Source organism: Streptomyces sp. HUAS ZL42 (assembly GCF_040782645.1).
Taxonomy (GTDB): Bacteria; Actinomycetota; Actinomycetes; order Streptomycetales; family Streptomycetaceae; genus Streptomyces.
Window position 1 is genome coordinate 9,211,777 of record NZ_CP160403.1, and the last position, 25,510, is coordinate 9,237,286.

At 71.3% G+C, this 25,510-nt stretch carries 23 protein-coding genes and 3 pseudogenes; 10 read left to right on the forward strand and 16 right to left on the reverse strand.

Features of this window, described 5'->3' with window-relative positions; genetic code table 11:
• Position 1 precedes the first annotated feature (1 nt).
• Genes treS through ABZO29_RS42080 form a run of 3 tightly spaced genes read right to left on the reverse strand, consistent with a single transcriptional unit; the run spans position 2 to position 4,090 of the window.
• Positions 2 to 1,720, reverse strand: a complete 1,719-nt coding sequence (treS, locus tag ABZO29_RS42070; protein ID WP_367325469.1) for a maltose alpha-D-glucosyltransferase — start codon at positions 1,718 to 1,720, stop codon at positions 2 to 4.
• Entirely contained in the window at positions 1,717 to 3,708 is a 1,992-nt protein-coding gene (locus ABZO29_RS42075; RefSeq protein WP_367325470.1) for an alpha-1,4-glucan--maltose-1-phosphate maltosyltransferase, read from the reverse strand. Before ABZO29_RS42075 ends, treS begins: the two co-directional genes overlap by 4 nt.
• A gap of 58 nt (positions 3,709 to 3,766) precedes the next feature.
• Entirely contained in the window at positions 3,767 to 4,090 is a 324-nt protein-coding gene (locus ABZO29_RS42080; RefSeq protein ID WP_367326390.1) for a DUF5133 domain-containing protein, read from the reverse strand.
• A gap of 304 nt (positions 4,091 to 4,394) precedes the next feature.
• On the opposite strand from ABZO29_RS42080, the gene ABZO29_RS42085 reads away from it, so the two are divergent.
• A complete protein-coding gene (locus tag ABZO29_RS42085) occupies positions 4,395 to 4,907 on the forward strand; it encodes a pep a2 (RefSeq protein ID WP_367325471.1) in 513 nt (170 codons plus the stop codon).
• Between the two features lie 26 nt (positions 4,908 to 4,933).
• On the forward strand, positions 4,934 to 7,075 hold the full coding sequence (gene glgX, locus ABZO29_RS42090) for a glycogen debranching protein GlgX (protein ID WP_367326391.1): 2,142 nt from the start codon (positions 4,934 to 4,936) through the stop codon (positions 7,073 to 7,075).
• On the opposite strand, the gene ABZO29_RS42095 is transcribed toward glgX, so the two are convergent.
• Positions 7,053 to 7,856: a VOC family protein gene (locus ABZO29_RS42095; RefSeq protein WP_367325472.1), complete on the reverse strand. Its 804-nt coding sequence runs from the start codon at positions 7,854 to 7,856 to the stop codon at positions 7,053 to 7,055. The two genes, glgX and ABZO29_RS42095, sit on opposite strands and share 23 nt — an antisense overlap.
• 107 nt (positions 7,857 to 7,963) lie before the next feature.
• On the opposite strand from ABZO29_RS42095, the gene ABZO29_RS42100 reads away from it, so the two are divergent.
• Positions 7,964 to 8,299 (forward strand): ANTAR domain-containing protein, encoded by a 336-nt coding sequence (locus tag ABZO29_RS42100; RefSeq protein ID WP_367325473.1) that lies wholly within the window; start codon positions 7,964 to 7,966, stop codon positions 8,297 to 8,299.
• A 17-nt stretch (positions 8,300 to 8,316) separates the two neighbouring features.
• Here the strand turns inward: ABZO29_RS42100 and ABZO29_RS42105 are convergent, their stop codons facing one another.
• The gene (locus tag ABZO29_RS42105; protein WP_367325474.1) at positions 8,317 to 9,120 is read right to left on the reverse strand and encodes an RNA polymerase sigma factor SigF; all 804 of its coding nucleotides are present in this window, start codon (positions 9,118 to 9,120) and stop codon (positions 8,317 to 8,319) included.
• 273 nt (positions 9,121 to 9,393) lie between these two features.
• Here ABZO29_RS42105 and ABZO29_RS42110 point away from each other — a divergent pair.
• Both ABZO29_RS42110 and ABZO29_RS42115 read left to right on the forward strand, forming a co-directional pair.
• A pseudogene (locus ABZO29_RS42110) lies at positions 9,394 to 9,905 on the forward strand (ABC transporter ATP-binding protein); the annotation flags it as partial.
• A gap of 339 nt (positions 9,906 to 10,244) precedes the next feature.
• Complete coding sequence (locus ABZO29_RS42115; RefSeq protein ID WP_367325475.1) at positions 10,245 to 10,766, forward strand: hypothetical protein; 522 nt, start codon at positions 10,245 to 10,247, stop codon at positions 10,764 to 10,766.
• A gap of 16 nt (positions 10,767 to 10,782) precedes the next feature.
• Here ABZO29_RS42115 and hemC read toward each other — a convergent pair whose 3' ends face one another.
• The 9 genes and pseudogenes from hemC to ABZO29_RS42160 form a co-directional block, all read right to left on the reverse strand.
• Positions 10,783 to 11,718: a hydroxymethylbilane synthase gene (hemC, locus tag ABZO29_RS42120; protein WP_367325476.1), complete on the reverse strand. Its 936-nt coding sequence runs from the start codon at positions 11,716 to 11,718 to the stop codon at positions 10,783 to 10,785.
• A 27-nt stretch (positions 11,719 to 11,745) separates the two neighbouring features.
• Entirely contained in the window at positions 11,746 to 12,213 is a 468-nt protein-coding gene (locus ABZO29_RS42125) for an N-acetyltransferase family protein (RefSeq protein WP_367325477.1), read from the reverse strand.
• Positions 12,210 to 12,728: a hypothetical protein gene (locus tag ABZO29_RS42130; RefSeq protein WP_367325478.1), complete on the reverse strand. Its 519-nt coding sequence runs from the start codon at positions 12,726 to 12,728 to the stop codon at positions 12,210 to 12,212. The genes ABZO29_RS42125 and ABZO29_RS42130 overlap by 4 nt, the downstream gene beginning before the upstream one ends.
• A 41-nt stretch (positions 12,729 to 12,769) precedes the next feature.
• Positions 12,770 to 13,777: a questin oxidase family protein gene (locus tag ABZO29_RS42135; RefSeq protein ID WP_367325479.1), complete on the reverse strand. Its 1,008-nt coding sequence runs from the start codon at positions 13,775 to 13,777 to the stop codon at positions 12,770 to 12,772.
• A gap of 103 nt (positions 13,778 to 13,880) precedes the next feature.
• A complete protein-coding gene (locus tag ABZO29_RS42140; protein ID WP_367325480.1) occupies positions 13,881 to 14,657 on the reverse strand; it encodes an NPP1 family protein in 777 nt (258 codons plus the stop codon).
• Between the two features lie 176 nt (positions 14,658 to 14,833).
• A complete protein-coding gene (locus tag ABZO29_RS42145) occupies positions 14,834 to 15,814 on the reverse strand; it encodes an ATP-dependent DNA ligase (protein ID WP_367325481.1) in 981 nt (326 codons plus the stop codon).
• Positions 15,815 to 15,880: 66 nt separating this feature from the next.
• A pseudogene (locus ABZO29_RS42150) lies at positions 15,881 to 16,176 on the reverse strand (DNA-binding response regulator); the annotation flags it as partial.
• Between the two features lie 428 nt (positions 16,177 to 16,604).
• Entirely contained in the window at positions 16,605 to 17,756 is a 1,152-nt protein-coding gene (locus tag ABZO29_RS42155) for a sensor histidine kinase (RefSeq protein WP_367326392.1), read from the reverse strand.
• Positions 17,757 to 17,868: 112 nt separating this feature from the next.
• Complete coding sequence (locus tag ABZO29_RS42160; RefSeq protein ID WP_367325482.1) at positions 17,869 to 18,918, reverse strand: zinc-binding dehydrogenase; 1,050 nt, start codon at positions 18,916 to 18,918, stop codon at positions 17,869 to 17,871.
• A gap of 255 nt (positions 18,919 to 19,173) precedes the next feature.
• Between ABZO29_RS42160 and ABZO29_RS42165 the strand changes: the two genes are divergently transcribed.
• Positions 19,174 to 19,689: a MarR family winged helix-turn-helix transcriptional regulator gene (locus ABZO29_RS42165; protein ID WP_367325483.1), complete on the forward strand. Its 516-nt coding sequence runs from the start codon at positions 19,174 to 19,176 to the stop codon at positions 19,687 to 19,689.
• A gap of 8 nt (positions 19,690 to 19,697) precedes the next feature.
• Here the strand turns inward: ABZO29_RS42165 and ABZO29_RS42170 are convergent.
• Positions 19,698 to 20,841 (reverse strand): annotated as a pseudogene (locus tag ABZO29_RS42170) (MFS transporter).
• A gap of 78 nt (positions 20,842 to 20,919) precedes the next feature.
• Here ABZO29_RS42170 and ABZO29_RS42175 point away from each other — a divergent pair.
• The 4 genes from ABZO29_RS42175 (at position 20,920) to ABZO29_RS42190 (ending at position 25,036) form a co-directional block, all read left to right on the forward strand.
• Positions 20,920 to 21,669, forward strand: coding sequence for a helix-turn-helix transcriptional regulator (locus ABZO29_RS42175; RefSeq protein ID WP_367325484.1), 750 nt, complete (start codon positions 20,920 to 20,922; stop codon positions 21,667 to 21,669).
• A 121-nt stretch (positions 21,670 to 21,790) separates the two neighbouring features.
• Complete coding sequence (locus tag ABZO29_RS42180) at positions 21,791 to 22,171, forward strand: DoxX family protein (protein ID WP_367325485.1); 381 nt, start codon at positions 21,791 to 21,793, stop codon at positions 22,169 to 22,171.
• Positions 22,168 to 22,635, forward strand: a complete 468-nt coding sequence (locus ABZO29_RS42185) for a peroxiredoxin (RefSeq protein WP_367325486.1) — start codon at positions 22,168 to 22,170, stop codon at positions 22,633 to 22,635. Before ABZO29_RS42180 ends, ABZO29_RS42185 begins: the two co-directional genes overlap by 4 nt.
• A gap of 61 nt (positions 22,636 to 22,696) precedes the next feature.
• Complete coding sequence (locus ABZO29_RS42190; RefSeq protein ID WP_367325487.1) at positions 22,697 to 25,036, forward strand: SpoIIE family protein phosphatase; 2,340 nt, start codon at positions 22,697 to 22,699, stop codon at positions 25,034 to 25,036.
• On the opposite strand, the gene ABZO29_RS42195 is transcribed toward ABZO29_RS42190, so the two are convergent.
• Positions 25,037 to 25,471 (reverse strand): cupin domain-containing protein, encoded by a 435-nt coding sequence (locus ABZO29_RS42195; RefSeq protein WP_367325488.1) that lies wholly within the window; start codon positions 25,469 to 25,471, stop codon positions 25,037 to 25,039.
• Positions 25,472 to 25,510: the final 39 nt, after the last annotated feature.

Here is a 25,510-nt window from a genome sequence, read left to right on the forward strand (position 1 = left end):
CCTACAGTCGGCGGCCGATGCGGGATGCGACTCGGGCGAGCCGGAACCAGTAGAAGCCGTGTCCCGCCAGGGTCAGCAGGTACGGCAGCTCCCCGATGGCGGGGAAACGGACCCCGCCGAACAGCTCGACGGGGTGGCGTCCGTTGAACCTGCGCAGGTCCAGTTCGGTGGGCTGGGCGAAGCGGGAGAAGTTGTGCACGCACAGGACGAGGTCGTCCTCGTACTCGCGCAGGAAGGCGATCACGGCCGGGTTGGAGGACTGCAGTTCGGTGTAGGAGCCGAGTCCGAAGGCGGGGTTCTGCTTGCGGATCTCGATCATGCGGCGGGTCCAGTGCAGCAGCGACGAGGGCGACGACATGGACGCCTCGACGTTGGTGACCTGGTAGCCGTAGACCGGGTCCATGATGGTCGGCAGGAAGAGCCGGCCGGGGTCACTGGAGGAAAAACCTGCGTTGCGGTCCGGTGTCCACTGCATGGGGGTGCGGACGGCGTCGCGGTCGCCGAGCCAGATGTTGTCGCCCATGCCGATCTCGTCGCCGTAGTACAGGATCGGTGATCCGGGCAGGGACAGCAGCAGGGCGGTGAAGAGTTCGATCTGGTTGCGGTCGTTGTCGAGCAGGGGGGCCAGGCGGCGGCGGATGCCGATGTTGGCGCGCATGCGCGGGTCCTTGGCGTACTCCGCGTACATGTAGTCGCGTTCTTCGTCGGTGACCATTTCGAGGGTGAGCTCGTCGTGGTTGCGCAGGAAGATGCCCCACTGGCAGTTGGAGGGGATCGCGGGCGTCTTGGCCAGGATCTCGGAGACCGGGTAGCGGGATTCCCTGCGCACGGCCATGAAGATGCGGGGCATGACGGGGAAGTGGAAGGCCATGTGGCATTCGTCGCCGCCGGCCTGGTAGTCGCCGAAGTAGTCGACCACGTCCTCGGGCCACTGGTTCGCCTCGGCCAGCAGCACCGTGTCCGGGTAGTGGGCGTCGATCTCCTTCCGCACCCGTTTGAGGAACTCGTGGGTCGCGGGGAGGTTCTCGCAGTTCGTGCCCTCCTCGGCGTACAGGTAGGGCACGGCGTCCAGGCGGAATCCGTCGATGCCCAGGTCCAGCCAGAAGCGGAGCGCGGAGATCATCTCTTCCTGCACGGCCGGGTTCTCGTAGTTCAGGTCCGGCTGGTGGGAGAAGAAGCGGTGAAAGAAGTACTGCTTGCGCACGGGATCGAAGGTCCAGTTGGAGACTTCCGTGTCGACGAAGATGATGCGGGCGTCGGCGTACTGTTTGTCGTCGTCGGCCCACATGTAGTAGTCGCCGTAGGGGCCGTCGGGGTCCTTGCGAGACTCCTGGAACCACGGGTGCTGGTCGCTGGTGTGGTTCATGACGAAGTCGATGATCACGCGCATGCCGCGCTGGTGGGCGGCGTCGACGAACTCGACGAAGTCGGCAAGGTCGCCGAACTCGGGCAGCACGGAGGTGTAGTCGGAGACGTCGTAGCCGCCGTCGCGCAGGGGCGACTTGAAGAAGGGCGGCAGCCACAGACAGTCGACACCGAGCCACTGCAGGTAGTCGAGTTTGGCGGTGATGCCCTTGAGGTCGCCGACGCCGTCCCCGTTGCTGTCCTGGAAGGAGCGGACGAGGACCTCGTAGAAGACGGCGCGCTTGAACCACTCCGGGTCCCGGTCCTTGGCCGGTGTGTCCTCGAAAGTGTCCGGAACGGGCGAGTTGACAGTCATGACGGTCCTGACCCTCCGATCTGTGCTGTGGATCGCCGGACGTGGAGCACGTGTGCCGGTGCGCGGCCCGGTTCGAGACGCACGTAGTTGGTCCCGCCCCAGTGATAGGTCTCGCCGGTGAGCTCGTCGCGCACCGGCACCGACTCGTGCCGGTCCAGGCCGAGGTGCGGCATGTCCAACGAGACGGTGGCCTCCTGGGTGTGGTGAGGGTCGAGGTTGGCGACCACGATCATCGTGTCCTCGCCCGTCTTCTTGCTGTAGGCGATGACCGCGTCGTTGTCCGTGTCGTGGAAGCGCAGGTTCCGCAGCTGGTGCAGTGCGGGGTGGCGGCGCCTGATCTCGTTGAGGCGGGTGATCAGGGGGGCGATGGTGGCTCCCGCGCGTTCGGCGGCCTCCCAGTCGCGTGGTTTGAGCTGGTACTTCTCCGAGTCGAGGTACTCCTCGCTGCCGTCCTTGAGCGGGGTGTTCTCGCACAGTTCGTAGCCGGAGTAGATGCCCCAGGTCGGTGAGAGCGTGGCGGCGAGCACCGCGCGGACCTCGAAGGCGGGCCGGTGGCCGTGCTGGAGGTAGGCGTGCAGGATGTCGGGGGTGTTGGCGAAGAAGTTCGGCCGCATGTAGGCGGCCGCCTCGCCCGACAGCTCGGTCAGGTACTCGGTGAGTTCCTGTTTGCCGGTGCGCCAGGTGAAGTAGGTGTAGGACTGCTGGAAGCCGATCTGGGCCAGGGTGTGCATCATCGCCGGCCGGGTGAACGCCTCCGCCAGGAAGATCACGTCGGGGTCGGTGCGGTTGATGTCCGCGATCACGCGTTCCCAGAACACGACCGGTTTGGTGTGCGGGTTGTCCACGCGGAAGATCCGCACCCCGTGGGACATCCAGTGCCGCAGCACCCGCAGCGTCTCCGCGATCAGGCCGTCCATGTCGGCGTCGAAGGCGATGGGGTAGATGTCCTGGTACTTCTTCGGCGGGTTCTCGGCGTAGGCGATGCTGCCGTCGGGGCGGTGGTGGAACCACTCGGGGTGCTTGTGCACCCAGGGGTGGTCCGGGGAGCACTGCAGGGCGAAGTCCAGGGCGATCTCCAGGCCGGCCTGCGCCGCCCGGTCCACGAACCAGGCGAAGTCCTCGAGGGTGCCCAGGTCGGGGTGGACGGCGTCGTGGCCGCCCTCCGGGGAGCCGATCGCCCAGGGCACGCCCACGTCGTCGGGGGTGGGGTTGAGCGTGTTGTTGCGGCCCTTGCGGAAGGTGGTGCCGATGGGGTGGATGGGCGGCAGGTAGACCACGTCGAAGCCCATCGCGGCGATGGCCGCAAGACGGCGGGCGGCGGTGCGGAAGGTGCCGTGCGGCCGCTCGGGGGTGCCCTCGGAGCGGGGGAAGAACTCGTACCAGGCGCCGTACAGGGCCCGCTCGCGCTCCACCAGCAGCGGCAGCGTCCCGGACGCCGTGACCAGCTCCCGCAGCGGATACCGGGCCAGCACCGCACCCACCTCCGGCGTCAACGCCCCCGCCAGCCGCCACGACACCGGAAGCCGGTCGTCGCGCAGGGTCCTCGCCGCCGCCAGCAGCGCCTTGCGCTCGGCGCCCCTGGGTACTCCGGCGGCCGCCCGCTCGTAGAGGTTGGCGCCTTCCTCCAGAACCAGCCCGGTGTCGATCCCCGCCGGGATCTTGATGCGGGCGTGGTCGCGCCAGGTGGTGACCGGATCGCTCCAGGCCTCCACGCGGTACGTCCAATGGCCGATGGCGTCCGGGGTGACCTCGGCGCCCCACCGGTCGGTGCCGGGGGCGAGTTCCCGCATGGGCGTCCACGGACCGGGACGGCCGTCCGGATCCGTCAGTACGACGTTGGCGGCGACGGCGTCATGACCCTCGCGGAACACGGTGGCGGTGATCTGGAACGTTTCCCCCACGACCGCCTTCGCGGGGCGTCTGCCGCACTCCACCGCAGGGTGGATGTCGCGGACCGGAATGCGGCCGATGGCCGGGGTCGAACTCATGGGTCTCACCTCCGTCGTGCTCGAAGCCGGGCCAGACGGCCCGGCTTGGGATCCTGCGTCAGAAGGGACTGCCGGAAGGGGACTGCCGGCGGCCCGCCCGTGAACGCCGACGCTTCGGCGGTCCCCGCCTGCCCCTGGCGGTCGTCCGGGGACGGCCGTCCTCTTCCTGGAGGTATGCGCCCAGGCTGGAGCGCAGATAGCGTTCCGCGGCGTCGGCGGCCTCCCGTGCGCAGCGCTTCCCCATCAGGACGCAGAGGGTGTAGCCCGAGTCCTCGAAGGTGGCCCGCAGTGAGCGGTCGTCGGGGGACGCGAGCATCGCACGTTCCCACGCCCGGTACCGCCGCAAGTGCCGGGCGACTTCGGCCTTGGTGGGCAGCAGCATGACGCCGTTCACCTTCCAGGGGCGCTCGATGGGCACGTGCCCGACGGTCGGGCCGGTGGCCGTGCACACAGAGGCACGGATCCGTTACGGCGATCGAGGCTTTCACACATGGTGCACGGGTGATGACTCAGCGTCTTGTTAGCTCTTCAACTACCTCGACGGTGTGCTCGTGTTGCACGAATGGCGTAGCACCCCCACTGTGGAGCTTACTCAGAAGCGATCATTGCTCACGCTCCGTGTTCGGGGCTCGGCCCCGCAGGGGTTCGAGGAGGAGCGGGAGCCTCGCGGGTGAGGAGCAACGACGATGAAGACCGCAGTGCCCTGCTACTACCACCTCGACGTGGAGGTCAGCCCGGAGCGGGTCGGCCAGGTCAGCCGCATCCTGGCCGCTCATCTCCGCTACTGGGACCTCGAGACCCTCGTCGAGCCCGTCTGCGGCGGTGCCGAGATGCTCCTGAACGCCATCGACGAGCACGCCACGGACAAGTCCATCTCGATCGAGATGTGGTGGAACGGACAGCACCTCATCACGGCCGTCGGGGACGACGACCGTGACCTGCGCCCGGACCAGGATCTGCGCGGCTGCCTCGAGCACATCGCCGCGACGAGCGACGGCTGGGGCTGCTGCGCCACCGACACCGGCAGCAAGGTCATCTGGTTCTCGCAGCGCGCCCGCGCCGGCGAACGTGTCCCGCTGGTGCCCATGGCACCCGCGCCGAGCCTGCGCGAGGGCCTCGAGGTGCCCCGCGATGTACCGGTCGCCGCACTGGCCTCCACGGCGATCGCGCCGGACGGCGTCCTGGAGGACGCGCGGTGACCGCGAAGCCGTACCGCAGAGCAGGGGTGCCCGCATGGAGCGGGCACCCCTACCCACTGGGTGCGGACTTCGACGGGAAGGGCACCAACTTCGCGCTGTTCAGCGAGGTCGCCGAGGGCGTCGATCTGGTCCTCGTCGACGACGACGGCACCGAGCACCGCGTCCCGCTGGGCGAGGTCGACGGCTTCGTGTGGCACGGGTACCTGCCCGGCGTCGGTCCGGGGCAGCGCTACGGCTTCCGGGTGCACGGACCGTGGCACCCGGCCGCCGGGCACCGGTGCAACCCGGCCAAGCTGCTCCTGGACCCGTACGCCCGGGCGGTGGACGGGCAGGTGGACAACCACCGGTCCCTCTTCGAGCGCGCCGCGGACGGCCCCGACCCCGCCGACAGCGCCGGGCACACCCTGCTCGGCGTCGTCACCGATTCCACGTTCGACTGGGGCGACGACACTCCGCCGCAGCGGTCGTACGCCGACACCGTGATCTACGAGGCGCACGTACGCGGCCTGACCCGCACCCACCCGGCTGTCCCCGCCGAACTCCGTGGCACCTATGCCGGGCTCGCGCACCCCGCCGTCGTCGAACACCTCACCTCGCTCGGGGTGACCGCGGTGGAGCTGATGCCGGTGCACCAGTACGTGCAGGACGGCGTGCTGCAGGACCGCGGCCTGTCCAACTACTGGGGCTACAACACCATCGGCTTCTTCGCCCCGCACAACGCCTACGCCGCCCGCGGCACCCGCGGACAGCAGGTCACCGAGTTCAAGTCGATGGTGAGGGCGCTGCACGAGGCCGGGCTCGAGGTGATCCTGGACGTCGTCTACAACCACACCGCCGAGGGCAACGGGAACGGCCCCACGCTGTCCTTCCGGGGCATCGACAACGCCTCGTACTACCGGCTGGTGGACGGTGACTGGGAGCACTACTACGACACCACCGGCACCGGCAACAGCCTGCTGATGCGCCACCCCTACGTGCTTCAGCTGATCATGGACTCGCTGCGGTACTGGGTCACCGAGATGCACGTCGACGGTTTCCGCTTCGACCTGGCGGCCACGCTGGCGCGGCAGTTCCACGAGGTGGACCGGCTGTCGGCGTTCTTCGACCTGATCCAGCAGGACCCGGTGATCAGCCGGGTCAAGCTCATCGCCGAACCGTGGGACGTCGGCGAGGGGGGCTACCAGGTGGGCAACTTCCCGCCGCTGTGGTCGGAGTGGAACGGAAAGTACCGCGATGCCGTACGGGACTTCTGGCGGGCGGAGCCGCACTCGCTCGGCGAGTTCGCCTCGCGGCTGACCGGTTCCTCCGACCTGTACGCCCACAGCCGGCGCCGCCCGCGCGCCAGCGTCAACTTCGTGACCGCGCACGACGGGTTCACCCTGCGCGACCTCGTCTCCTACAACGACAAGCACAACCTGGCCAACGGCGAGGGCAACCGGGACGGCGAGAGCACCAACCGGTCCTGGAACTGCGGCGTCGAGGGCGAGAGCGACGATCCGGCCGTCCTGGAACTGCGCGCCCGCCAGCAGCGCAACTTCCTCGCCACCCTGCTGCTGTCGCAGGGCATCCCGATGCTGAGCCACGGGGACGAACTGGGGCGCACCCAGCGCGGCAACAACAACGCCTACTGCCAGGACAACGAGGTCTCGTGGGTCGACTGGCGGTTGACCGAGGAGCAGCGTGAGCTGGCGGACTTCACCGGCTCCGTCATCGCGCTGCGCGCCGCCCATCCCGTCCTGCGGCGCCGCCGCTTCTTCCGCGGCGAGACGGTGACGCACGCGGGGCAGCCGCTGCCCGACCTCGTGTGGCTGCTGCCGGACGCCCGCGAGATGACCGACCGGGACTGGCAGCGCTCCGACGCGCACTGCGTCGGCGTCTTCCTCAACGGCGACGCCATCGCCGAGCCCGACCCGCAGGGCCGTCCCGTGGTCGACGACTCCTTCCTGCTCCTCCTCAACAGCTACTGGGAACCGGTCGTCTTCCGGCTGCCCGACGTCACCTACGGCGAGCGCTGGACGACCCTGATCGACACGGCCGAGGAACAGGGGCCCCCGGACGAGGCGGAGCACAAGGCGGGCACGGGGCTGACGGTGGAGGCACGCAGCCTGGTTCTGCTGTCGAGACCGCCGTTGGGCAACCTCGGCCTCACCGCTCCCGACGCGAAGTGACCGTGAACTGCGCACCGTCCTGATCGCGCAGCACCGCCTCGTCGGCGGCCTTGCGCAGCACGCTGCCGCCGTGCTGTTCCGCGGTCCGTGCGCAGGCCGCCACGTCCGAGACCGCGAAGTGAACCTGCCAGTGCGGCCGGATGGTGGGGTCGGGGGCGGCCTCCAGCGCGCCCGACACGATGCGGGCCACGATGTCTCCCGCGCTGCGCAGCACGACCTCGCCGCCCTCGTAGCGGACCTCGCAGCAGCCGGGGCGGTCCGTGGCCCAGTCCAGGATCTCGCCGTAGAAGATCGCTGCGTCGAAGGCGTCGCGCGTGTGGAGCCGGATGAAGGCCGGGGCCGCCCGCCGCCAGGCCTCCCAGTTGCCGATCAGCTCCCCTTCCCAGATGCCGAAGGTCGCGCCGTCGCGGTCGGCCAGCAGCGCGGCCCGCCCGGGTGGCAGGGAGATCGGCCCCACCGCCACCGTACCGCCGCGTTCCCGGGCCCGGGCCACGGCGTCGTCCGCGCTGGGTACGGCGAAGTACGGCGTCCAGGCCACCGCCATCTGCCACATCGACGCGACCGCCGCGATCCCGGCGACCGGGACGCCGTTCGCCAGCGCGATCCGGAACCGGTCGCCGAGCTTGCCCCTGCGCCAGCGCCAGCCGAACACGGCTCCGTAGAAGTCCTGCGTGGCCTCCAGGTCGCGGCTGGTCAGACTGACCCAGCAGGGTGCGCCGAACACGGAGTGCGTGGAGACGATCTCCGTCGTACCGGAGGAGGGTGTCGTGTCGTGGTTCATGGCGCTCGCGTCCTGCTCTCGTCGTCCGGCAGCCCCCGGTCTGCCACCAGTCTCCAACCGGAACCGCTCGGGGCGCCTGCCGAGCAGACCGGTGGCACGATGGAGGGGTGGCACGAGTACCCCGCGAGTCCGCCGCAGAAACGGACCGGATCTTCGAACTCGAGGAAGAAGTGCACCAGCTGAAGGAAGCGGTCACTTCACACGCCGTCGTGGACCAGGCGATCGGAATGATCGTGGCACTGGGCCGGGTGACACCGGACCAAGGGTGGGTGGTGCTGAAGGAAGTCTCGCAGCACACCAATATCAAGCTCCGCAATATCGCGGAGATGATTCTCATCTGGGGCCGCAGAGGGGAATTGCCCCCGGAAATCGCTGCGGAGCTGGAGGACGCCCTGGACCGTCGCGGCCCCACACAGGTTCCGGGGGCACCGCCCGAGGCGTGACCCCGGACCGCCCGCACTCAGCCGGCCCCGGTCAGGACCTCCTCACGAAGCCGGGCGAAGCAGCCGCTGAGCAGCCGCGAGACGTGCATCTGCGAGATGCCGAGTTGCTGCGCGATGTGGCTCTGGGTCATCCCTCCGAAGAAGCGCAGGTAGAGGATGGTCCGCTCGCGTTCCGGGAGGGCCTGCAGACAGGGCTTGACGGCCTCGCGGTCGACGACGGTGTCGTAGCCGGGGTCCAGCTCGCCGAGCGCGTCCTGGAGGGCGTAACCGTCGGTCCCGGGCATCTCGGCCTCGAGTGAGAGCGCGGAGAAGCACTCCAGGGCCTCCATCCCGGTGCGCACCTCGCTCTCGGTCAGATGCGCGTGTTCGGCGATCTCAGCCACTGTCGGCGGTCGCCCCGGCGTCGACTGCGCGAGCTCCTTCGCCGAGCGCCGCACACGGTTGCGCAGGTCCTGGACGCGGCGGGGTACGTGCAGCGTCCACATGTGGTCACGGAAGTGGCGCTTGATCTCGCCGGTGATCGTCGGCACGGCGTACGCCTCGAAGGCGCGGCCGCGTGCGGGATCGTAGTGGTCGACGGCCTTGACCAGTCCGAGGGCCGCCACCTGGTACAGGTCCTCGAGACCCTCGCCACGGCCGCGGAAGCGGACGGCGATCCGCTCGGCCATCGGCAACCAGGCCTGGACCAGTTCGTCACGGAGTGCTTGGCGTTCGGGGCCGTCGGACAGCTCGACGAGCCGTTCGAAGTCGTCTGCGGTGTCCGGGGCGTCGTCGTGCGGGTGCTGCCTTGTTCTGACGGTTGTTCTGACGGTGGAACGCATCTGCGCGCCTCCCTCAGCAGGTGCCTGTGGACGGACAACCGTGGGAGACGCGGCTCGGACAGCACCGGGAGGACGCCGGAAACCGGGCGAGAGCCAGTTCCCACGGACGTGCCTCCTGTCCGAAGCACTGAAATGCCCATTCCCCGTCCGGAGGTTCCGAAACAATTCTACGAGTGATTCCGAGGGAAATCCTGACGGCAATACGTTTGCGAATTCAAGGGAATTCGACGAGTGAAATACACGCTGTGAGCGAGCCGTCGCGGCGGGCTGACCATGCCGCGCCTGCGCGGCGCCGAGGTCGAGCTGCCACGCCCCGCCGAGGCGGACCGGGACGCGCCGCACTCCCCGCCCTGCGCAGGCTGACTCGCCTGCGCCTTCGGCGGCACGACCACCGTCGACGGGCTCGACCTGACCGTCCGGGCGGGCGAGGTCTTCGGCCTGCTCGGCCCAACGGCGCCGGCAAGACCACGGCGATCCGCTCCGACCGTATGGCCGTACGACGGCCGCGCGACTACCTCCCGCAGCAGCTGTCCGCCGACGCGGGCCTCACCGGCCGGGAGAACGTCGCTCCGTTCGCCCGCGTCTTCGCCGTGCCCCGCAGGGAACGCGCCGAGCGCGTCGCCCAGGCCCGGGCCGGGTCGACCTCGCCGGCACCTACGCCGGCGGCATGGTCCGTCGGCGCGAACTCGCCCAGGCCCTGGTCAGCGCGCCCCGTCGGTTCATCGATCGCCCGCACCGGCGTCCGGGAGCACCGCGGCGCCGTACGCGCGGCCACCCGCATGACCGGCGATGCCCGAAGCACCTCCGCACCGCCCACCGCGTCGGCTGACCCCGCCCGCGAGCAGAGCGTCGCGCTCGACTTCGCCGTGCCGTGCCTGGCCGCCGTGCTCGGCATCGGCGCCGCCTCCGCGCTGCTCGGCGGCCGGCTTGCTGATCATGGCCGGGAACGTGATGTGCGGCACGCCCGCTGAAGCCGCTGACGCGCCGGAAGACGAATTCTTCCTGCGCACGGCTTGATCAGCGATCAAAAGGGGTGAATTCCCTGGCCACAGCGCATTCTGCTCATTTGACAGTGCACTGAGTACACGGATAGGAAGCAGCCCGTAGAAGTCGAGAGGTGGATTGTGTACGAGCCGAACGTGGTCGGGGACTGGCAGGAGTACGACGAGCATGCCGGTCTGCGCATCCGCGTCCACCGTCTGGAGCAGGCCGAGCCGCCGCGCGGACGGGACGACGCCGCAGCCGGGCTGACCTACTTCCGCCTCCGCGTGACCGTCGAGAACCGCGGCAGCCGGCACGTCGGCATCCACCTGGAGGACGGCCAGATCGACGTGCGCCTGGGCCCCGACGGCGAGAGCGCGTTCATCGACTGGCGCAACTCGCAGTTCATAGAAGGCTTCGACGTCTACCCGCTGCGCCGGGCCACCGCCGTGCTCTACGCGGCGGGACCCGAGGCGTCCCTGAAGCAGGTGGACGTCCAGGTCCAGCTGCGGGCCGACGACGAGTGGGCGGACCGCCGGCTGTGGACGGGCGGTATCGGCCTGCACGAGGGTTCCGTGGGCACCCACGCAGGTACGGGCCGCGAGAGCCTGGCCCGCCAGGTGAGCAACTTCCTCCGCGACCAGGCGGAGGAGGGCACCGCCTGACGCCGGCGCATGTCACTCAGTGAGGGATGCCGTCGATGATCTCGCGGGCGCCCTGGCGCAGCAGAGCCACCGCCACCGACGTACCGAGGGTGGCCGGATCCAGCGGACCCGCCCACTCGTGGGCGTTGAGCCTGGTCTTGCCGTCCGGGGTGAACACACACGCACGCAGGGACAGCTCACCGCTGCGGTCCACGCGGGCGAACCCGGCGATCGGGCTGTTGCAGTGCCCCTGGAGCACATGCAGGAACATGCGCTCCGCGGTCGCCTCGCGATGGGTGGCCGGGTCCCCGAGTCCGCTGACCGCGTCGATGATCTCGCTGTCGTCCTGACGGCACTGCAGCGCGAGGATGCCCGCGCCGATCGGCGGCATCATCGTCTCCGTCGACAGAACCTCGCTGATCACATCGCGCCGGTCGATGCGCTCAAGCCCGGAGACCGCCAGCAGCAGCGCGTCCGCCTCCCCGGCCGCGAGCTTCTCCAGGCGCCGGTTGGCGTTGCCGCGGAACGGCACGCACCGCAGGTCCGGGTGCGTGGCGGCCAGCTGGGCGACCCTGCGCACCGACGAGGTGCCGATCCGTGTCCCCGCCGGGAGCTCGTCCAGCGTGAGGCCGCCCGGATGCACCAGCGCGTCCCGGATGTCGTCCCGCTTCAGGAACGCGGCGAACACCGTGCCCGCCGGCAACGGCCGGTCGGCGGGGACGTCCTTGACGCAGTGCACCGCGAGATCGGCCTCGCCGGCCAGCAGTGCCGCGTCGACCTCCTTGGTGAACGCGCCCTTGCCCTCGACCTTCGACAGATCCCCCATCCACTTGTCACCGGTGGTCTTCACGGGGACGACCTCGGTACGGACGCCGGGATGCAGGGCGGTCAACTCGGCACGCACACGCTCCACTTGCGCCAGTGCCATGGGTGAGTCGCGGGAGACGATGCGGATCAGTTCCGGGACGGACATGCGAGACACGATAGACCCTCAGGAGGGTCACTGTGGCACGGGCAGGACGTACCGCAGCTTTTCCCTCGCACGGGCACCGAGCCGGTGGTAGAAGCGGAGCGCGCCGTCGTTCCACGCGGGTGTCTGCCACTGCACCTCGCTCAGACCGAGGCGCCTTGCCTCGGCGAGCACCGCGTCCATGAGCAGGACGCCGAGGCCGAGACCGCGGTGGCCGGGGGACAGGAACAGGCAGTCCATGTGGAGGTGCTCGCGGCCCTCCCAGGTGGAGAACTCGGGTGCGCAGGTGGCGTAGCCGACGACCTCGCCGTCGGGCAGCTCGGCCACGAGGCAGCTCAGCCGTGGCTGCGGGGTGTCGAACAGCAGGTTCCCGAGGCGCTCGGCGAGGTCGGGAACGGGTGGCTCGGCGCGCTCGTAGGCGGCGTGCTGGGCCGCGAGTTCGGTGACCCGGGGCAGGTCGGCCGGCCCGGCGTGCCGTACCCGGGGAGCGCCGGTCATCCGACGGTTCCGTCGATCGTGTCCGCGGTCCAGGCGGTGAGCCGGTCCCGGAGCGGGCCGGTTCCGTCGAGGACGTGCCGGGAGTACGCGTCCCGCTCGTGGGACAGCACGGCCGCCTCCCACACGCAGGGGGCGAGTCCCGCGCGGCCGGGCCGGAGCAGCCCGGGCTTTCCGGCTGGTCCCGCGAAGACGGCCAGGTCCGCCATGAGGCCCTCGATCCACGTCTGGACCAGCACGTAGTCGCCGTCGCCGCCCGCGTGCACGATCAGGACGGCGAGCCCGAGCGAGCCGCGGTGCCGTCCGAGCCCCAGATGGGCCTCGGCGATCCGGAGGGCGGCCTCGGCGTCCTGGTCGGTCACCGTGCGCCCCGGCGCCTGCAGCGCGTACGGCTTCACGAGGTGACCGGCGGCCTCGCGCGCGCTCAACGGCCGTACGTCGCGCCTGTGGTGCTCCTCGGCCAGGGTGAGCAGCGCTTCCGCCTGTATCGCCGACGGCAGTTCATCATGCTGATCCATTCCGACATCATCGAGTGCGTGGCCGCGGCCGTCGAGGGAATTCAGGACAGGGGCACGCTGAGCTCGATCGCGCGCAGGGCGGCGGCGAGCGACGGCTCGTCCCCGACGTCCAGTGCCGTGTCGGTGAGTTTGATGACGTGCTCGTCGCCGTGGGCGAGGGCGAGCTCGAGGATCTCCTCGGCCGTCAGGTCCGCGGGTGGCCGGTAGGCCACCGGTTCGGCGGGGGCGTACATCGCGGTGACCGCCGCGGACGCCGTCCACGCCGCCTGCAGGCTCGGCGCCCACAGCCGACGGGGCAGGGAACCGAGCGTACGCAGCACGGCGTTGGGGGCGGTCGCCGCGTGCACGAGCATCGTCTCCTCGCCGTGCCCGTGCGTGGCATAGCGGTGTGTCGCGGCCTGGACGAGTTCGGTGAGCCGTTCCTGCGCGGTGTCCGGGTCGGTGACGCCGTCCGCCCAGGTGGGGAGCCCGCGTACGGCGGCCAGCCGGGCCGGGAAGCCGTCGCCCACCAAGTGGATCGGGGGCACGGCGTCCAGGGTCTCCGTGGCGCTCCCGGCGCCGGGTAGCGGGGCGATGCCGGACACGGTGTGGTGCCGGGCCGCCCAGTAGCCCAGCCCGTGCGCGAGCTCGGTGAGCCGCGGCGCGTTCTCGCCCGCTTCCAGGGCGCGTACGGCGTGGCCGACCCGGATCACCGGGTGGGTGGAGCCGCCGTAGAGGCCGGGGAGCAGGCGCGGCCACCACTCGGCGAGGACGCTCCGCCACGGGTGGTCGGCCAGGGCGCGGGAGAAATACGCGATCCAGTCGGCGGCCCGGCGTGGATCGCCCAGCGCCTCACGCCAGTTGGTCTCCGTGACGGGAGCCACGGGGGAGGGGAAGTCCTCGAGCTTCGGCTCGTACAGGTCGAGCCATCGGTGCACGGCACCGGCCTGCCCGTGCGCGACCAGTGCCTCGACCACCATGGGGGCGTGGTTGGTGAGGCGGCCGAGCCGCTCCGGTCCCGAGACGTGGAGCCGTTGCAGTGCTTCTTCGAGTCGTCCGCTGGTGTCCATGCCCAGGACGCTATGGCGCGATGGGACGACCGGGGATCGGGCCCGGGACGGAAGCCCTACTGGCTTCGGGTCCTACGTCCCGGGGCCGATCCCCTGACCCGTCTCAGGCGTTGGGGTCGAACGCGATGCCGGACGGCTTCGCCGACGTGAGGTGTGCCGCGAAGTTGGCGTCCTTGAGGCCGAAGTTGGCGCTGCCGAAGTCGTAGGCGCTCAGCTTGTCGCGCAGGCCCGCGGGGTAGCCGTTCCAGCCGACCAGCGGCGGGTGCTGCCAGGTGTGCTTGGCGTTCTCCGGCGGCTCGTCGCCCGAATTGCCCAGCCGGAAGCAGTGCGTGCTGATGCCGTCCTTGTGGTAGACGATCTTCGCGTGCGTGCCCTCGAAGCGGACCTCGGACGCCGTGTGCACGCTGAACGAGCCGTGGTTGGAGGTCGAGACGTACTGGATCTGGCCGTTCTGCACCCAGACCACGACGTGCTCCCAGTCGTGGCGGTGTCCGCCGATGCTGCTGCCGGATATGGCCTGGTCCTTCTCGAAGTACAGGCCGTACATGTAGGCGCACCAGCCGTTGTTGCACTTGTAGCGCGAGTAGCTGTTGGTGTTGTCGAGGTCGGAGGCGTCGTGGCACTCCCCGCTGAGCGAGCCGGTCGGCTTGAGTCCGCCGTTGACCGTTCCGTCGGGGCCGATGGCGGGCGTCGAGTAGCAGCCGTCCGTGTCGTAGTCGAAAGCGGGCAGGTACGTCTGCTCCGCCGCCTCGGCGTTGGCGGGCAGCGCCTGCGGCGGGGCCGCGAAGGCGGCGGCGGGGAAGGCGACGACGAGTGCGGCGGCACCGGCCGCGCCGGTGAGCCATCTCCTGCGGTGTGCCTTGAACTTCGGTGACGACACTGCGTCCTCCTCTTGGTCGCGGGCGCAGCCCAACGGCTGTGGGGGAAAAGGCGGTTCAGCTGGAAGCGTGGTGAAGCTGAAAGCGGTTCAGCTTCCCCGGTTTTCACTTCCGCGCCAAGAGGTCATGGGCGTATCGGTGGTGAAGTGCAACCCAATACTTGGAACGTGACGGTACGTCAGAGAGAGTTATCCGGAATGTCGGCCGCTGCCTCCTCGGGCGCGAGGTCCGGCCGCAGCCGTAGCCAGGACGGCTGCCGCAGCAGTCCCGCCCGGGTGCGGGTACTGAAGCGGACCTCGCCGACGAGCCGCGGCAGCACCCAGTGCGCGCCCGTGACCGACGGCACCGGATCGAAGGGGCACTCGTCGGTCGCCGCGGCCCGCAGCAGCGCCGCGAGCCCGGTGCGTTCGGCCTCGCTCCAGCCCGTGCCCACGCTGCCGACGTAGCGCAGGCGTCCCGCGGCGCGCTGGCCGACCAGCACGGCGCCGGGGAGGCCGGACAGCCGGCCCTTGCCGGGCAGCCAGCCGCCCACGATGACGTCCTCACTGCGCATGTTGCGGATCTTGATCCAGGCGCGGGAGCGCACCCCGGGTTCGTAACCGGAGTCCAGCCGCTTGCAGACCAGGCCCTCCAGGCCGTGCGCGCGGGTCGCCTCGAGAGCCTGCCGGCCGTGGCCGACGACGGCACCCGGAGTGGACCAGAACGGCCCGTCGAGACCGAGTCCTTCGAGCGCCGTGCGCCGTTCGGCGTAGGGGAGGGGGAGGAGCGAGCGCCGGCCCAGGTGCATCACGTCGAACAGCACCAGATGCACCGGCACGGTCGCCGCCATGCGCGCCGCCCTGCCCGGCGCGTGGGCCAGGCCCATCCGGGACTGCAGCAACTGGAAGTCGGCGCGTCCTTCTTCGTCCAGCGCCAGGACCTCGCCGTCCAGCACGGCGGGTTCGGTGCCCAGCGCCTCACCCAGGGGCCGCAGTTCGGGATAGGCGGCGGTGATGTCCTCCCCGGAACGGGCGCGCAGCACGACGCTGCCGTCCCCGGGCAGATAGACCACCGCGCGCTGGCCGTCCTGCTTGGTCTCGTACGCCCAGCGCATGTCCTGCGCGGCGGGCGGCAGGGTGCCGGAGGTGGCGAGCATGGGGGCGATCAGCGGCAGGGTCACGTGTGAAGGTGTGGACGGTCCGGTCCGCCGTCACTCGCCCCGCGGCCGGGTTTCGCCTGAACGGTCTCACACGGCGCCGGACGGCGGTGCCGTCACGAGTGCCGACTGATAGGCGATCACGACCAGTTGGGCCCGGTCACGGGCGCCCGGCTTTTGGAGTGGCCCTCCGCCACCCACGCCATCACCTCGCGCTCGCGGGCGGTGAGGGATGCGAGGTCCGCGGGCGTGGCCAGTCGGGCGCTCTGCGCGGGGGAGGACAGGAAACGCGTGATCGGCACGCGGGTGGCGAGCGGCGAGAGCAGGGAATCACCGGTGGCCACGGTGCGCATGCCGGCCAGCAGCCCCTCTGCGGTCACGTCCTTGGGCGGCGGGGAAGCCGGGGCGGTGCCGTCGTCGGTGACGGTGATCGTGAGCCGGTCGCGGCCGTAGGGCAGGCGTACGCACGCCGCCCGGGCCGCGGCGTGACTCCCGTCCGGCGGGCTCGGCCGGTGCCACGGGTGGTCCCTGCCGGCTGAGCGAATCGTCTTCCACGTCGGCCGACGTGGAGGACGCGGTCGGGCCACCGCGGCGGCCACCAGGCCGCACCGGCGAGCAGGGCGAGGACCGCGGGCGCGAACGCCATGCGGGACGATGAACGCGTCGAGCAGGACGGCCGCCGCGAGTCCGAGAACCCGGGCTTCCCGCCGCCACCCCGGGCCGTCCCGTCGTCGTGCGGCTGCCGACAATCGCGCGTACGGAGAACGCAGTACGAGCCGTCGTGACCGTCATCCGTGCGGACCACGGGCGGCGATCACCACACGCACGGCAGCTCCACCGCCACGACGGTCGGCCCGCCGACCGGACTCGACACCCGCAGAGTCCCGTCGAGCGCCGCGACCCGCCGCTGCATGCCGAGCAGCCCGGAGCCGCCGGCCTCGTCGGCGCCGCCTCCGCCCTCGTCCCGCACCCGCACGCTCAACCCCGTGGCGGTCCTGGCGAGCAGCACCTCGGCCCGCTCCGACCCGCTGTGCTTGGCGGCGTTGGTCAGCGACTCCGCGACGACGAAGTAGGCGGCCCCCTCGACCGCGGCAGGGGCACGCGGTCCGTCCTCCAAGTCGTCGACGAGGACGGCCACTTGAAGGCCACTGCCGGCTGCGAGCGCCCGTACGGCACCGACGAGGCCGCGGTCGGTGAGGATCGGCGGATGGATGCCGCGCACCACGTGCCGGAGTTCGGTGAGCGCCTCTTCGGCATGGCCCTGGGCGTCGGCGAGCATCCGGCGCGCGGCGTCGGGGTCACGTGTGTACGCGCGCTGTGCCAGGCCGATCCGCATGGACAGGGCCACCAGGCGGGCCTGTGCACCGTCGTGCAGATCCCGTTCGATACGGCGCAGTTCGGCGCCGTGCGCGGAGACGGCGTCGGCCCGGGTTGCCGTCAGTCTCTTGACCCGTGCGGCCAGCAGTGCCTTCGGTGACGGTTTGAGCAGGGCGGTCGACCAGGCGGCCTCCAGGTCGGCGAGGCGGCCGATCAGCGGCAGGGCCACGGGCGTGCGGACCAGCAGACCGCACCACACGCCGTCGACGACGAGACCCAGCGGCCACAGCGGGAGCAGCAGCACCGGAAGCCAGCCGTAGGCGTAGAACGCGAGCATCCAGCGCGCGTCCACGAACAAGCCGGGATCGCGGACCGCCGTATGCAGCCGCTCGCGCAGCGGCCCGGTGACCGGCTGGTAGGCCTCGGGGATCTCCCGGCCCGTCCAGGCGGCGGTGTGCCGCCGCTTGGCCCCGGCGATCCGCCGGACCAGCAGCACGGTCTCGGGCAGCATCCAGGCACCGACCACCGCGACCGTGCCCGTGGCGGTGATCAGCAGCACGGTGACGAAGACGTACGACCCGAAGGCCATCGCCGCCGAGACGAAGAGGTGGACCGTGGCCCGCGCCGCGTGCCGCACGGCCCGGCGCAGGGTGATCAGTCGGGACACGTCGGGCCTGCCTGGGGGTGGGTGCGCACGTACGACTCCTCAACCGGGCCTGCCGTGGAATCCGGTTGTCCGCGGCATGCCTCCGGCTCCTGTCTCAGGCCTCGTCGTCCAGGGTCACGACCACCTTTTCCGCGGCCCCCGGCGTCATCGTGAGCTCGAAGGCCCGGTCGACCTCGGAGAACGGCACGCGGTGGCTGATCAGCCTCGCGAAACGCTCCCGGTGCTCCACGAGTTCGGGGGTCACCTCGAAGATCTCGGTGGGATAGCCCTGGGAGGCGATGAGGGTGAGCTCGCTGCGGAGCATGCCGCCGAGGTCGATCTCGGAGCCCTTCTTCTGCACCGCCACCATGACCAGCTTGGCGCCCCACTTGGCCGACCCGACCACGGTGTTGAGGACGGCCGCGGCACCGGCCGCGTCGATGAAGATGTCGGTGCCCGGCCGGGGCTGGCCGAGCGCGTTGGCGCTCTGGCCGTGCAGTTCGGTCAGACGCGCGGCCACGTCCTCCTCGGCGGAGTCGACCACGGCGTCCGCCCCCACGGCCAGTGCCTTCTCCAGCCGGGAGGGAATGACGTCGGCCACCACCACGTGCTCGACGCCGCGCAGCTTCAGCCAGATCGCGGCACCCAGGCCGATCGGCCCGGCGCCGAAGACGACGACCTTGTCGCCGGGCCCCGCCTCGGAGCGGTTGACGGCGTGCAGGGACACCGCCATCGGCTCGTTGAGGGAGGCGACGTCGAAGGGCACGGTGTCCGGGAAGACGGCCACGCTCCTGCCGACCTCGGCGTTCTCGATGAGCAGGTACTCGCTCATGCCGCCGTACTCGCCGCCGCAGCCGATGATGCCGGTCGGCGCGTCCTGCGGGTTGACCACCACGCGGTCGCCCGCCTTCAGACCGGTCACCTCCGCACCGACCTCGACGATCTCACCGGCCGGCTCGTGGCCCAGGGCGACCGGGATCATGTCGCCGCCGAGATGGGCGCGGGCCGGCATGCCGCCCATGTGCAGGAAGGTGACGTCGGTGCCGCAGATGCCGCAGGCGCGGATCCGTACGAGCACGTCCTTGGGGCCGGGTACCGGACGCTCGACGTCCACCACTTCGACCCTGCCCACGCCGGCTGTCTGAACGGACTTCATCGTGCTCATGGGAGATGCCTGCTTTCTGTGGGTGTGTGTCCTCGGGCCCGGCTACGGCCGGGGGGAGGGGCCGCCGCCGGGCCCGGGACCGCGCCGTTCCCCGTCCCCACGGGTTCGGCGCAGGGGGCGGCCTCCGCTCGGGCAGCCCCGGCCTTGCTATTGCTTGAGTTAGGCAAGCATATGAGGATTACTTGAGTCAAGCAATCGGAATTGAGGGGCGAGTAACTTAATTGAGTTACGCAACAAGATGGTAAAGTGAGCCGCATGCCCACCGAACGCCTCCCCGCAGCCTCCGCCGAAGTGATCGAGATCGAGCGCGCGCTCACCCGCATCACCTACCTGAGCACCCGTGCCCGCCAGCACGAGCGGCTGATGGCCCTGGCCGGAGTGCCGCTGGACCGAGCCGCCGTGGCGCTGCTGCGCCAGATCGCCGACGCGGAGCCGCTGCGGCCGGGGGAGCTGGCCAACAGGCTCGGTGTGGAGGCCTCGCATGTGACCCGCACGGTGCAGCAGCTGCAGAAGTCCGGGCACGTCACCCGCGTCCCCGACCCCGACGACCGCCGCGCCCAGCGCATCCAGCTCACGGACACCGGACGGCAGGCCGTCGACCGGGTCCGCGAGGCCGGCGCACGAGGGATGCAGCTGGCGCTGGCCGACTGGTCACCGGACGAGCTGCGTCAGCTCGCCACCCTCTTTCACCGCATGGTGGACGACTTCCTGTCGCACGCCGTCGAGGACGAGACCGAGCAGCAGGCCGCGGGTCCGGCCGGCAACGCCTGACCGGCGGCTCAAGGACCCGGACGCACCCGTACCGGCAGGTCCGCCGCGCAAGAGGCGGGCTCGCGCATCCCGTGCAGCAGCAGCCATGCCACGGCCGGCAGGGCGATCAGCGGAAGGAGTCCCGCCCGCAGCGAGGTCGCGTCGGCGAGAGCACCGACGGCCGGGGCGGCCAGACCCCCGGCACTCACGGTCAGCCCCAGCGTGACACCGCTCGCGGTGCCCACACGCCGGGGCAGACAGTCCTGGCCCAGCGTGATGTGCAGGGAGAAGGGGACGTACAGCCCGGCCGAGGTGAGCGCGGCGAACACGTGGACCGCCGGGCCCGGTACGAGCACGACTCCGGCGACGGCAAGCACGGACAGGGCATACGACCGCCGTACGACCGTGACCCGGCCGTACCGCCCGGCGAGCCGGCCCCCCGCCAGCGTGCCCACCGCGCCACCGGCGTACAGCACGAACAGCACGGCGGTTCCTGCCGCGTCCTCTCCGCCGAAGCGCTGCCGGACGTACAGCGGGAGGAAGGCGCTGAGGCCGACGAAGACGATCGAGCGGCACACCACGGCACCGGACAGCCGGACGAACGACCCCCAGTCGTCAGTTCCGGACCTCGCGGCCGGGCGGACGGTCCGGTCGCGGGTGCCCGAGCGCACCGGGGCGGCGCAGAGCGCCGCCCCGGCGAGGGCGGGGACGAGCAGCAGGGGGAGAGGCGCGCAGACCCCAGGTCGCCACGACGGCCGAGACGAGCAGCGGAGCGAGGGCGAAGCCGATGTTGCCGCCGAGCGAGAACCAGCTCATCGCCGCGTGGCTGCCGCCCGCGGCACCGCGCGCCGCGCGGGCGGCCTCCGGGTGATACGCGGCTACACCGACCCCGGACACGGCGACGGCCGCGAGCGTGAGGGCATAGGAGCCGCCGACACCGCTCAGGGCGACGCCGGCGCCGGCGGTCAGCGCGCTCAGCGGCAGCAGCCACGGCAGCGCCCACCGGTCGGTGAGCGCCCCGAACAACGGCTGCACCAGCGACGACAGCAGTGAGGCGGCCAGGACGACGCCCGAGGCGGCGGCGTAGGTGTAGGCGCGCTCGGCGACGAAGAACGGCACCAGAGCGGCGACGGCCCCCTGGTAGACATCCACGCAGGCATGCCCCAGGGACATCAGGGCGACAGGTCGGTTGGACACCCCGCGATCGTCGCCGTACCGCCCGGTGACCCGCTTTCGGTAATCTGCCGTCTTGTGTCGGACATCCGCCATTCTCCGAAGGCGCCGACCCGCGCCCAGAGTCTGGCCGCCGGGGAGCGCATCGACGCGCACCGGCACGACGACCACCAGATCGTCTACGCCGGCTCCGGCGTCCTGGCCGTCACCACCGACGCCGGCACCTGGTTCGCGCCCGGGACGCGTGCCATCTGGGTCCCTGCGGGCACCGTGCACGCCCACCGCGCGTACGGTCTCCTCGACCTGCACCTGGTCGGCCTGCCCGCCGAGGACAACCCGCTGGGCCTCGACGCGCCCACCGTCCTGGCCGTCAGCCCCCTCCTGCGCGAGCTGATCCGCGCCTACACCGGCGAGCCCGCGGACGCAGGCCCGGAACGCGACCGGATGCTCGCCGTCCTGCGCGACCAGCTGCGCGCCTCACCGCAGCAACCCCTGCGACTGCCCGCCCCCACCGACCCCCGGCTGGCCGCGGTCTGCGCACTCGTCCACGCACACCCCGCCGACCCGCGCACCCTGGCCGACCTCGGCGCCGCCACCGGAACCGGCGAACGCACCCTCAGCCGCCTCTTCCGCCGCGAGTTCGGCATGACCTTCCCCCAGTGGCGCACCCAGTCCCGCCTCTACCACGCCCTGCGCCTGCTGGCCGACGACATGCCCGTGACCACGGTCGCCCACCGCTGTGGCTGGTCGTCGGCCAGCGCGTTCATCGACGTCTTCCACCGGTCCTTCGGGTACACCCCGGGGACGCACAACCGCCACGCTCGATGAGCTCCCTACCACCGTGCGGCCTCACCTCCGGTGAAGGTCAGGCGACTTGGGGGCGGGGCCCGTGCTCGACGCCCGCCTACCCTCCGGTAATGTCGCGCGGCAGGTCGTCAGAGGAGGAACCGTGCCACGGTCCGAACGCTCACCCCTGCTGCTCGCGGGCCTGTTGGCCACCGCGGGCGTCGCCCACTTCGCCTCGCCACGCCAGTTCGACGCGATCGTGCCCCGCGAGCTGCCCGGGTCGCCGCGGACGTGGACGTACGCGAGCGGCGTCGCCGAGCTCGCGCTCGCCGCGGGGCTGGCGCTCCCGCGCACCCGGCGGACCGCCGCGCTGGCCACGGCGGCGTTCTTCGTCGGTGTGTTCCCCGCCAACGTGAAGATGGCCGTGGACTGGCGCCACCGTCCGGCGCCGCTCAGGGCCGCGGCGATCGGGCGGCTGCCGCTGCAGCTGCCCCTCGTGCTGTGGGCCCGCAACGTCGCGCGGAACGGGGAGGGCCGGTCGTGACCAAGAGCCTGGAGATCGGCGACCTGGTCGAGGACTTCTCCCTGCCCGACGAGACCGGTACGGTGCGCAGCCTGTCCGAACTGCTCACCGAGGGGCCGGTGGTGCTGTTCTTCTACCCGGCCGCCCTCAGCCCCGGCTGCACCGCGGAGGCCTGCCACTTCCGTGACCTGACCGCCGAGTTCGCCGCCGTCGGCGCGCGGCCCGTGGGCATCAGCGGCGACTCCGTAGACCGCCAGCAGGAGTTCGCCGGCCGGCACACGCTCGGCATGCCGCTGCTGTCCGACGAGGACGGGGCGATCCGTGAGCGGTTCGGTGTGAAGCGAGGGTTCTCCCTGGCACCCACCAAGCGCGTCACCTTCGTCATAGCGCAGGACCGGACGGTCCTGGAGGTCGTACGCAGCGAACTGCGCATGAACACGCACGCCGACCGCGCGCTGGCGGCGCTGCGCGCCCACAAGGCCTGAGGGCGAGCCGGTCCCTTCGTCGCGGTTGATGTGCCGCGACATCGGGACCATTCTGGACACTATGGAGCATGTCGCCGCTGCGGCGATCGTCGACGCCCACGGCACGGTGACGGGTTGGAGCGACGGTGCCCGGCTGCTGACCGGCTACCCGGCCGAGGAGGCCGTGGGACGAGCCGCGGCCGACCTGCTCGCCGAGGAGGTGCCGACCGACGCGGTCACCGCGTGCACCGGCTTCGTCGTGCTGCGCCACCGCGACGGCCACCCCGTCGGCGTTCCCCTGACGGCATGCCCGGTGCTCGGGCCGGACGGGGAGAGCACGGGGTTCGTGATCACCGCCGAGCGACCCCGGGAACCGGAACAGACCCTGGCGGGGCAGGCATTCCAGCAGGCGTCCATGTCGATGTCGGTCTTCGACACCGGCCAGCGCTATCTGCGTCTCAACGAGGTGGCCTGCCGGGTGATGGGAGTGTCCGAGGAGGTCCTGCTCGGCCGCCACTTCCCCGACACCGTGGAGGACGCCGAGCACAGCCGCGGCTTCCTGAGCAACCTGCGGCAGGTGGCCGAGACGGGCAGACCGGTCCGCTACGAGAGCTTCACGGGCGCGCCCTCCCTCAACCGGGAGCACGCCTGGAGCATCGAGATGTGGCCCGTACGCGATCCGTCCGGCGAGGTCACCGGGACCGCCCTGGCCGCGTTCGACAGTAGCGGTCAGTACTGGGCCCGGATGCGGCTGGCGCTCCTGAACGAGGCGGCGGCCTCCATCGGCACCTCCCTGGACGTGGTGCGCACCGCCGAGGAAATGGTGGAACTCCTCGTCCCGAAGTACGCCGACTTCGCCAGCGTGGACCTGCTCGAGTGGGTCCTCGGCGCGGACGAACCGCCGGGAGTGCCGGAGGGAGACATCGTCCTGCGCCGCGTCGCCCACGGCTCCGCCCACGAGGGCACGCCGGAGGCGGCCGTGCGCCTGGGCGAGACGGAGGTCTATCCGGCGTTCTCACCGCCCGCCCAGGCACTGCGGCAGGGGCGGGCGGTCCTCAGCCAGGCCGGCGAGCCGGAGTTCATGCGCTGGGTCGCCGAACGCAACGCGCGCGCCCCCGCCGGCCGCGCCTACCGCAGGGGCGCCCACTCCGTGCTCGCGGTGCCGCTGCGGGCCCGCGGCACCACCCTCGGCGTCGCGGTGGGCGTCCGTATCGCTCATCCGGACGACTACGGCGACGACGACGCCGTGCTCGCCGAGGAACTCGCCAGCCGGGCCGCGGTCTGCATCGACAACGCCCGCCGCTTCGCCCGCGAGCGCACGACCGCGCTCGCCCTCCAGCACAGCCTGCTGCCCCGGGGCCTTCCAGGACAGGCCGCCGTCGAGGTGGCCCACCGCTACCTGCCCAGCGGATCCCTCGCGGGCATCGGCGGCGACTGGTTCGACGTGATCCCGCTCTCCGGCAGCCGGGTCGCCCTGGTCGTCGGCGACGTCGTGGGGCACGGCATCCCCTCGTCGGCGACCATGGGGCGGCTGTGCATGGCCGTCCGTACGCTCGCCGACGTGGACCTGCCGCCGGACGAGCTCCTCACCCACCTCGACGACCTGGTCACCCACCTGGCCGGACACGACACGGGCGAGGAGGTCGCGGAGCTCGGCGCCACCTGCCTCTACGCCGTCTACGACCCCGTCGGGCGCCGTCTCACCCTCGCCGCGGCGGGCCACCCCGCACCCGCCCTCGTACTGCCCGACGGCACCGCTCGCCTCGTCGAGATGGCCCCCGGACCGCCGCTCGGCGTCGGCGGACTGCCCTTCGAGGCCACGGAACTCGAGCTGCCCGAGGGCGCGGTCGTCGCCCTGTACACCGACGGTCTGATCGAGGACCGCGACCGCGACGTGGACCGCGCCACCGCCGAACTGTGCCGAGCCCTGATCGCACCCGCGGAGTCCCTCGACCAGCTCTGCGACACCGTGCTCAAGGCCGTACTGCCGGAGGAGCCCAGCGACGACGTGGCCCTGCTCCTGGCCCGCACCCGTGCGCTGGGCGCGGACCAGGTCGCCACCTGGGACGTGCCACCGGACCCCGCCCACGTCGCCGTCACCCGGCAGGCGGCCACCGGGCAACTGACCGCGTGGGGACTGGACGAGGCCGCCTTCGTCACCGAACTGGTCGTCAGCGAACTGGTCACCAACGCGATCCGGTACGGCGAACCGCCCATCCAGCTACGGCTGATCCGCGACCGCAGCCTCATCTGCGAGGTGTCCGACGGCAGTTCCACCTCCCCGCACCTGCGCCGCGCCCACGCCTACGACGAGGGCGGGCGCGGACTGCTGCTCGTCGCCCAGCTCACCCAGCGCTGGGGCAGCCGGCAGACCGGCCGCGGCAAGACGATCTGGGCCGAGCAGGTGCTGCCGCCGGTGTGATCACTGGAACGGGCAGCCCGGGTTCGGCACGTCCTCGGAGAACGGCGCGCCGTGCGGCAGCACGTAGAGCACTTCCAGTACGAGCGTGGTGTCGCCGAGGTTGCGGCCGAGGTGGACGTCGCTCGGCCCGCCCGGTTCGCGCAACGAGGTGCCCTCCGGATAGACGCCGTCGACGGCGCAGTCCGCGTGGTAGTGGGTGAGGGTGCCCTGCTTCACATACCCGTAGACGGGACCGTCGTGATAGTGCCAGCCGGTGGCCTGGCCGGGCGGGACGGTGACCTCTCTGAGGACGTAGTCGGTGTCACCGACCGTGGTCTGGTAGATCAACTTGCCGGTCACCCCGGGCCCGGGCGGGGTCGCGTGGGCGGTACCGCCGGCGAGGACGGTGGCGGCGACGACCGCGCCGGAGATGGCGGTGCGGAGCGCGATGCGCATACGAAAGGCCTCCTGGCTCGTATGGTGAGCGACGACATG

Bases quoted from the DNA above. Each gene is read 5' to 3' on its own strand.
- ABZO29_RS42080 (WP_367326390.1), bottom strand. From the start codon at position 4,090: ATGCTGCTGCCCACCAAGGCCGAAGTCGCCCGGCACTTGCGGCGGTAC.
- ABZO29_RS42195 (WP_367325488.1), bottom strand. From the start codon at position 25,471: ATGCGCATCGCGCTCCGCACCGCCATCTCCGGCGCGGTCGTCGCCGCC.
- treS (WP_367325469.1), bottom strand. From the start codon at position 1,720: ATGACTGTCAACTCGCCCGTTCCGGACACTTTCGAGGACACACCGGCC.
- ABZO29_RS42160 (WP_367325482.1), bottom strand. From the start codon at position 18,918: ATGAGCACGATGAAGTCCGTTCAGACAGCCGGCGTGGGCAGGGTCGAA.
- ABZO29_RS42085 (WP_367325471.1), top strand. From the start codon at position 4,395: ATGAAGACCGCAGTGCCCTGCTACTACCACCTCGACGTGGAGGTCAGC.
- ABZO29_RS42165 (WP_367325483.1), top strand. From the start codon at position 19,174: ATGCCCACCGAACGCCTCCCCGCAGCCTCCGCCGAAGTGATCGAGATC.
- ABZO29_RS42105 (WP_367325474.1), bottom strand. From the start codon at position 9,120: ATGCGTTCCACCGTCAGAACAACCGTCAGAACAAGGCAGCACCCGCAC.
- ABZO29_RS42135 (WP_367325479.1), bottom strand. From the start codon at position 13,777: ATGGACACCAGCGGACGACTCGAAGAAGCACTGCAACGGCTCCACGTC.
- ABZO29_RS42095 (WP_367325472.1), bottom strand. From the start codon at position 7,856: ATGAACCACGACACGACACCCTCCTCCGGTACGACGGAGATCGTCTCC.
- hemC (WP_367325476.1), bottom strand. From the start codon at position 11,718: ATGTCCGTCCCGGAACTGATCCGCATCGTCTCCCGCGACTCACCCATG.
- ABZO29_RS42125 (WP_367325477.1), bottom strand. From the start codon at position 12,213: ATGACCGGCGCTCCCCGGGTACGGCACGCCGGGCCGGCCGACCTGCCC.
- ABZO29_RS42075 (WP_367325470.1), bottom strand. From the start codon at position 3,708: ATGAGTTCGACCCCGGCCATCGGCCGCATTCCGGTCCGCGACATCCAC.
- ABZO29_RS42130 (WP_367325478.1), bottom strand. From the start codon at position 12,728: ATGGATCAGCATGATGAACTGCCGTCGGCGATACAGGCGGAAGCGCTG.
- ABZO29_RS42190 (WP_367325487.1), top strand. From the start codon at position 22,697: ATGGAGCATGTCGCCGCTGCGGCGATCGTCGACGCCCACGGCACGGTG.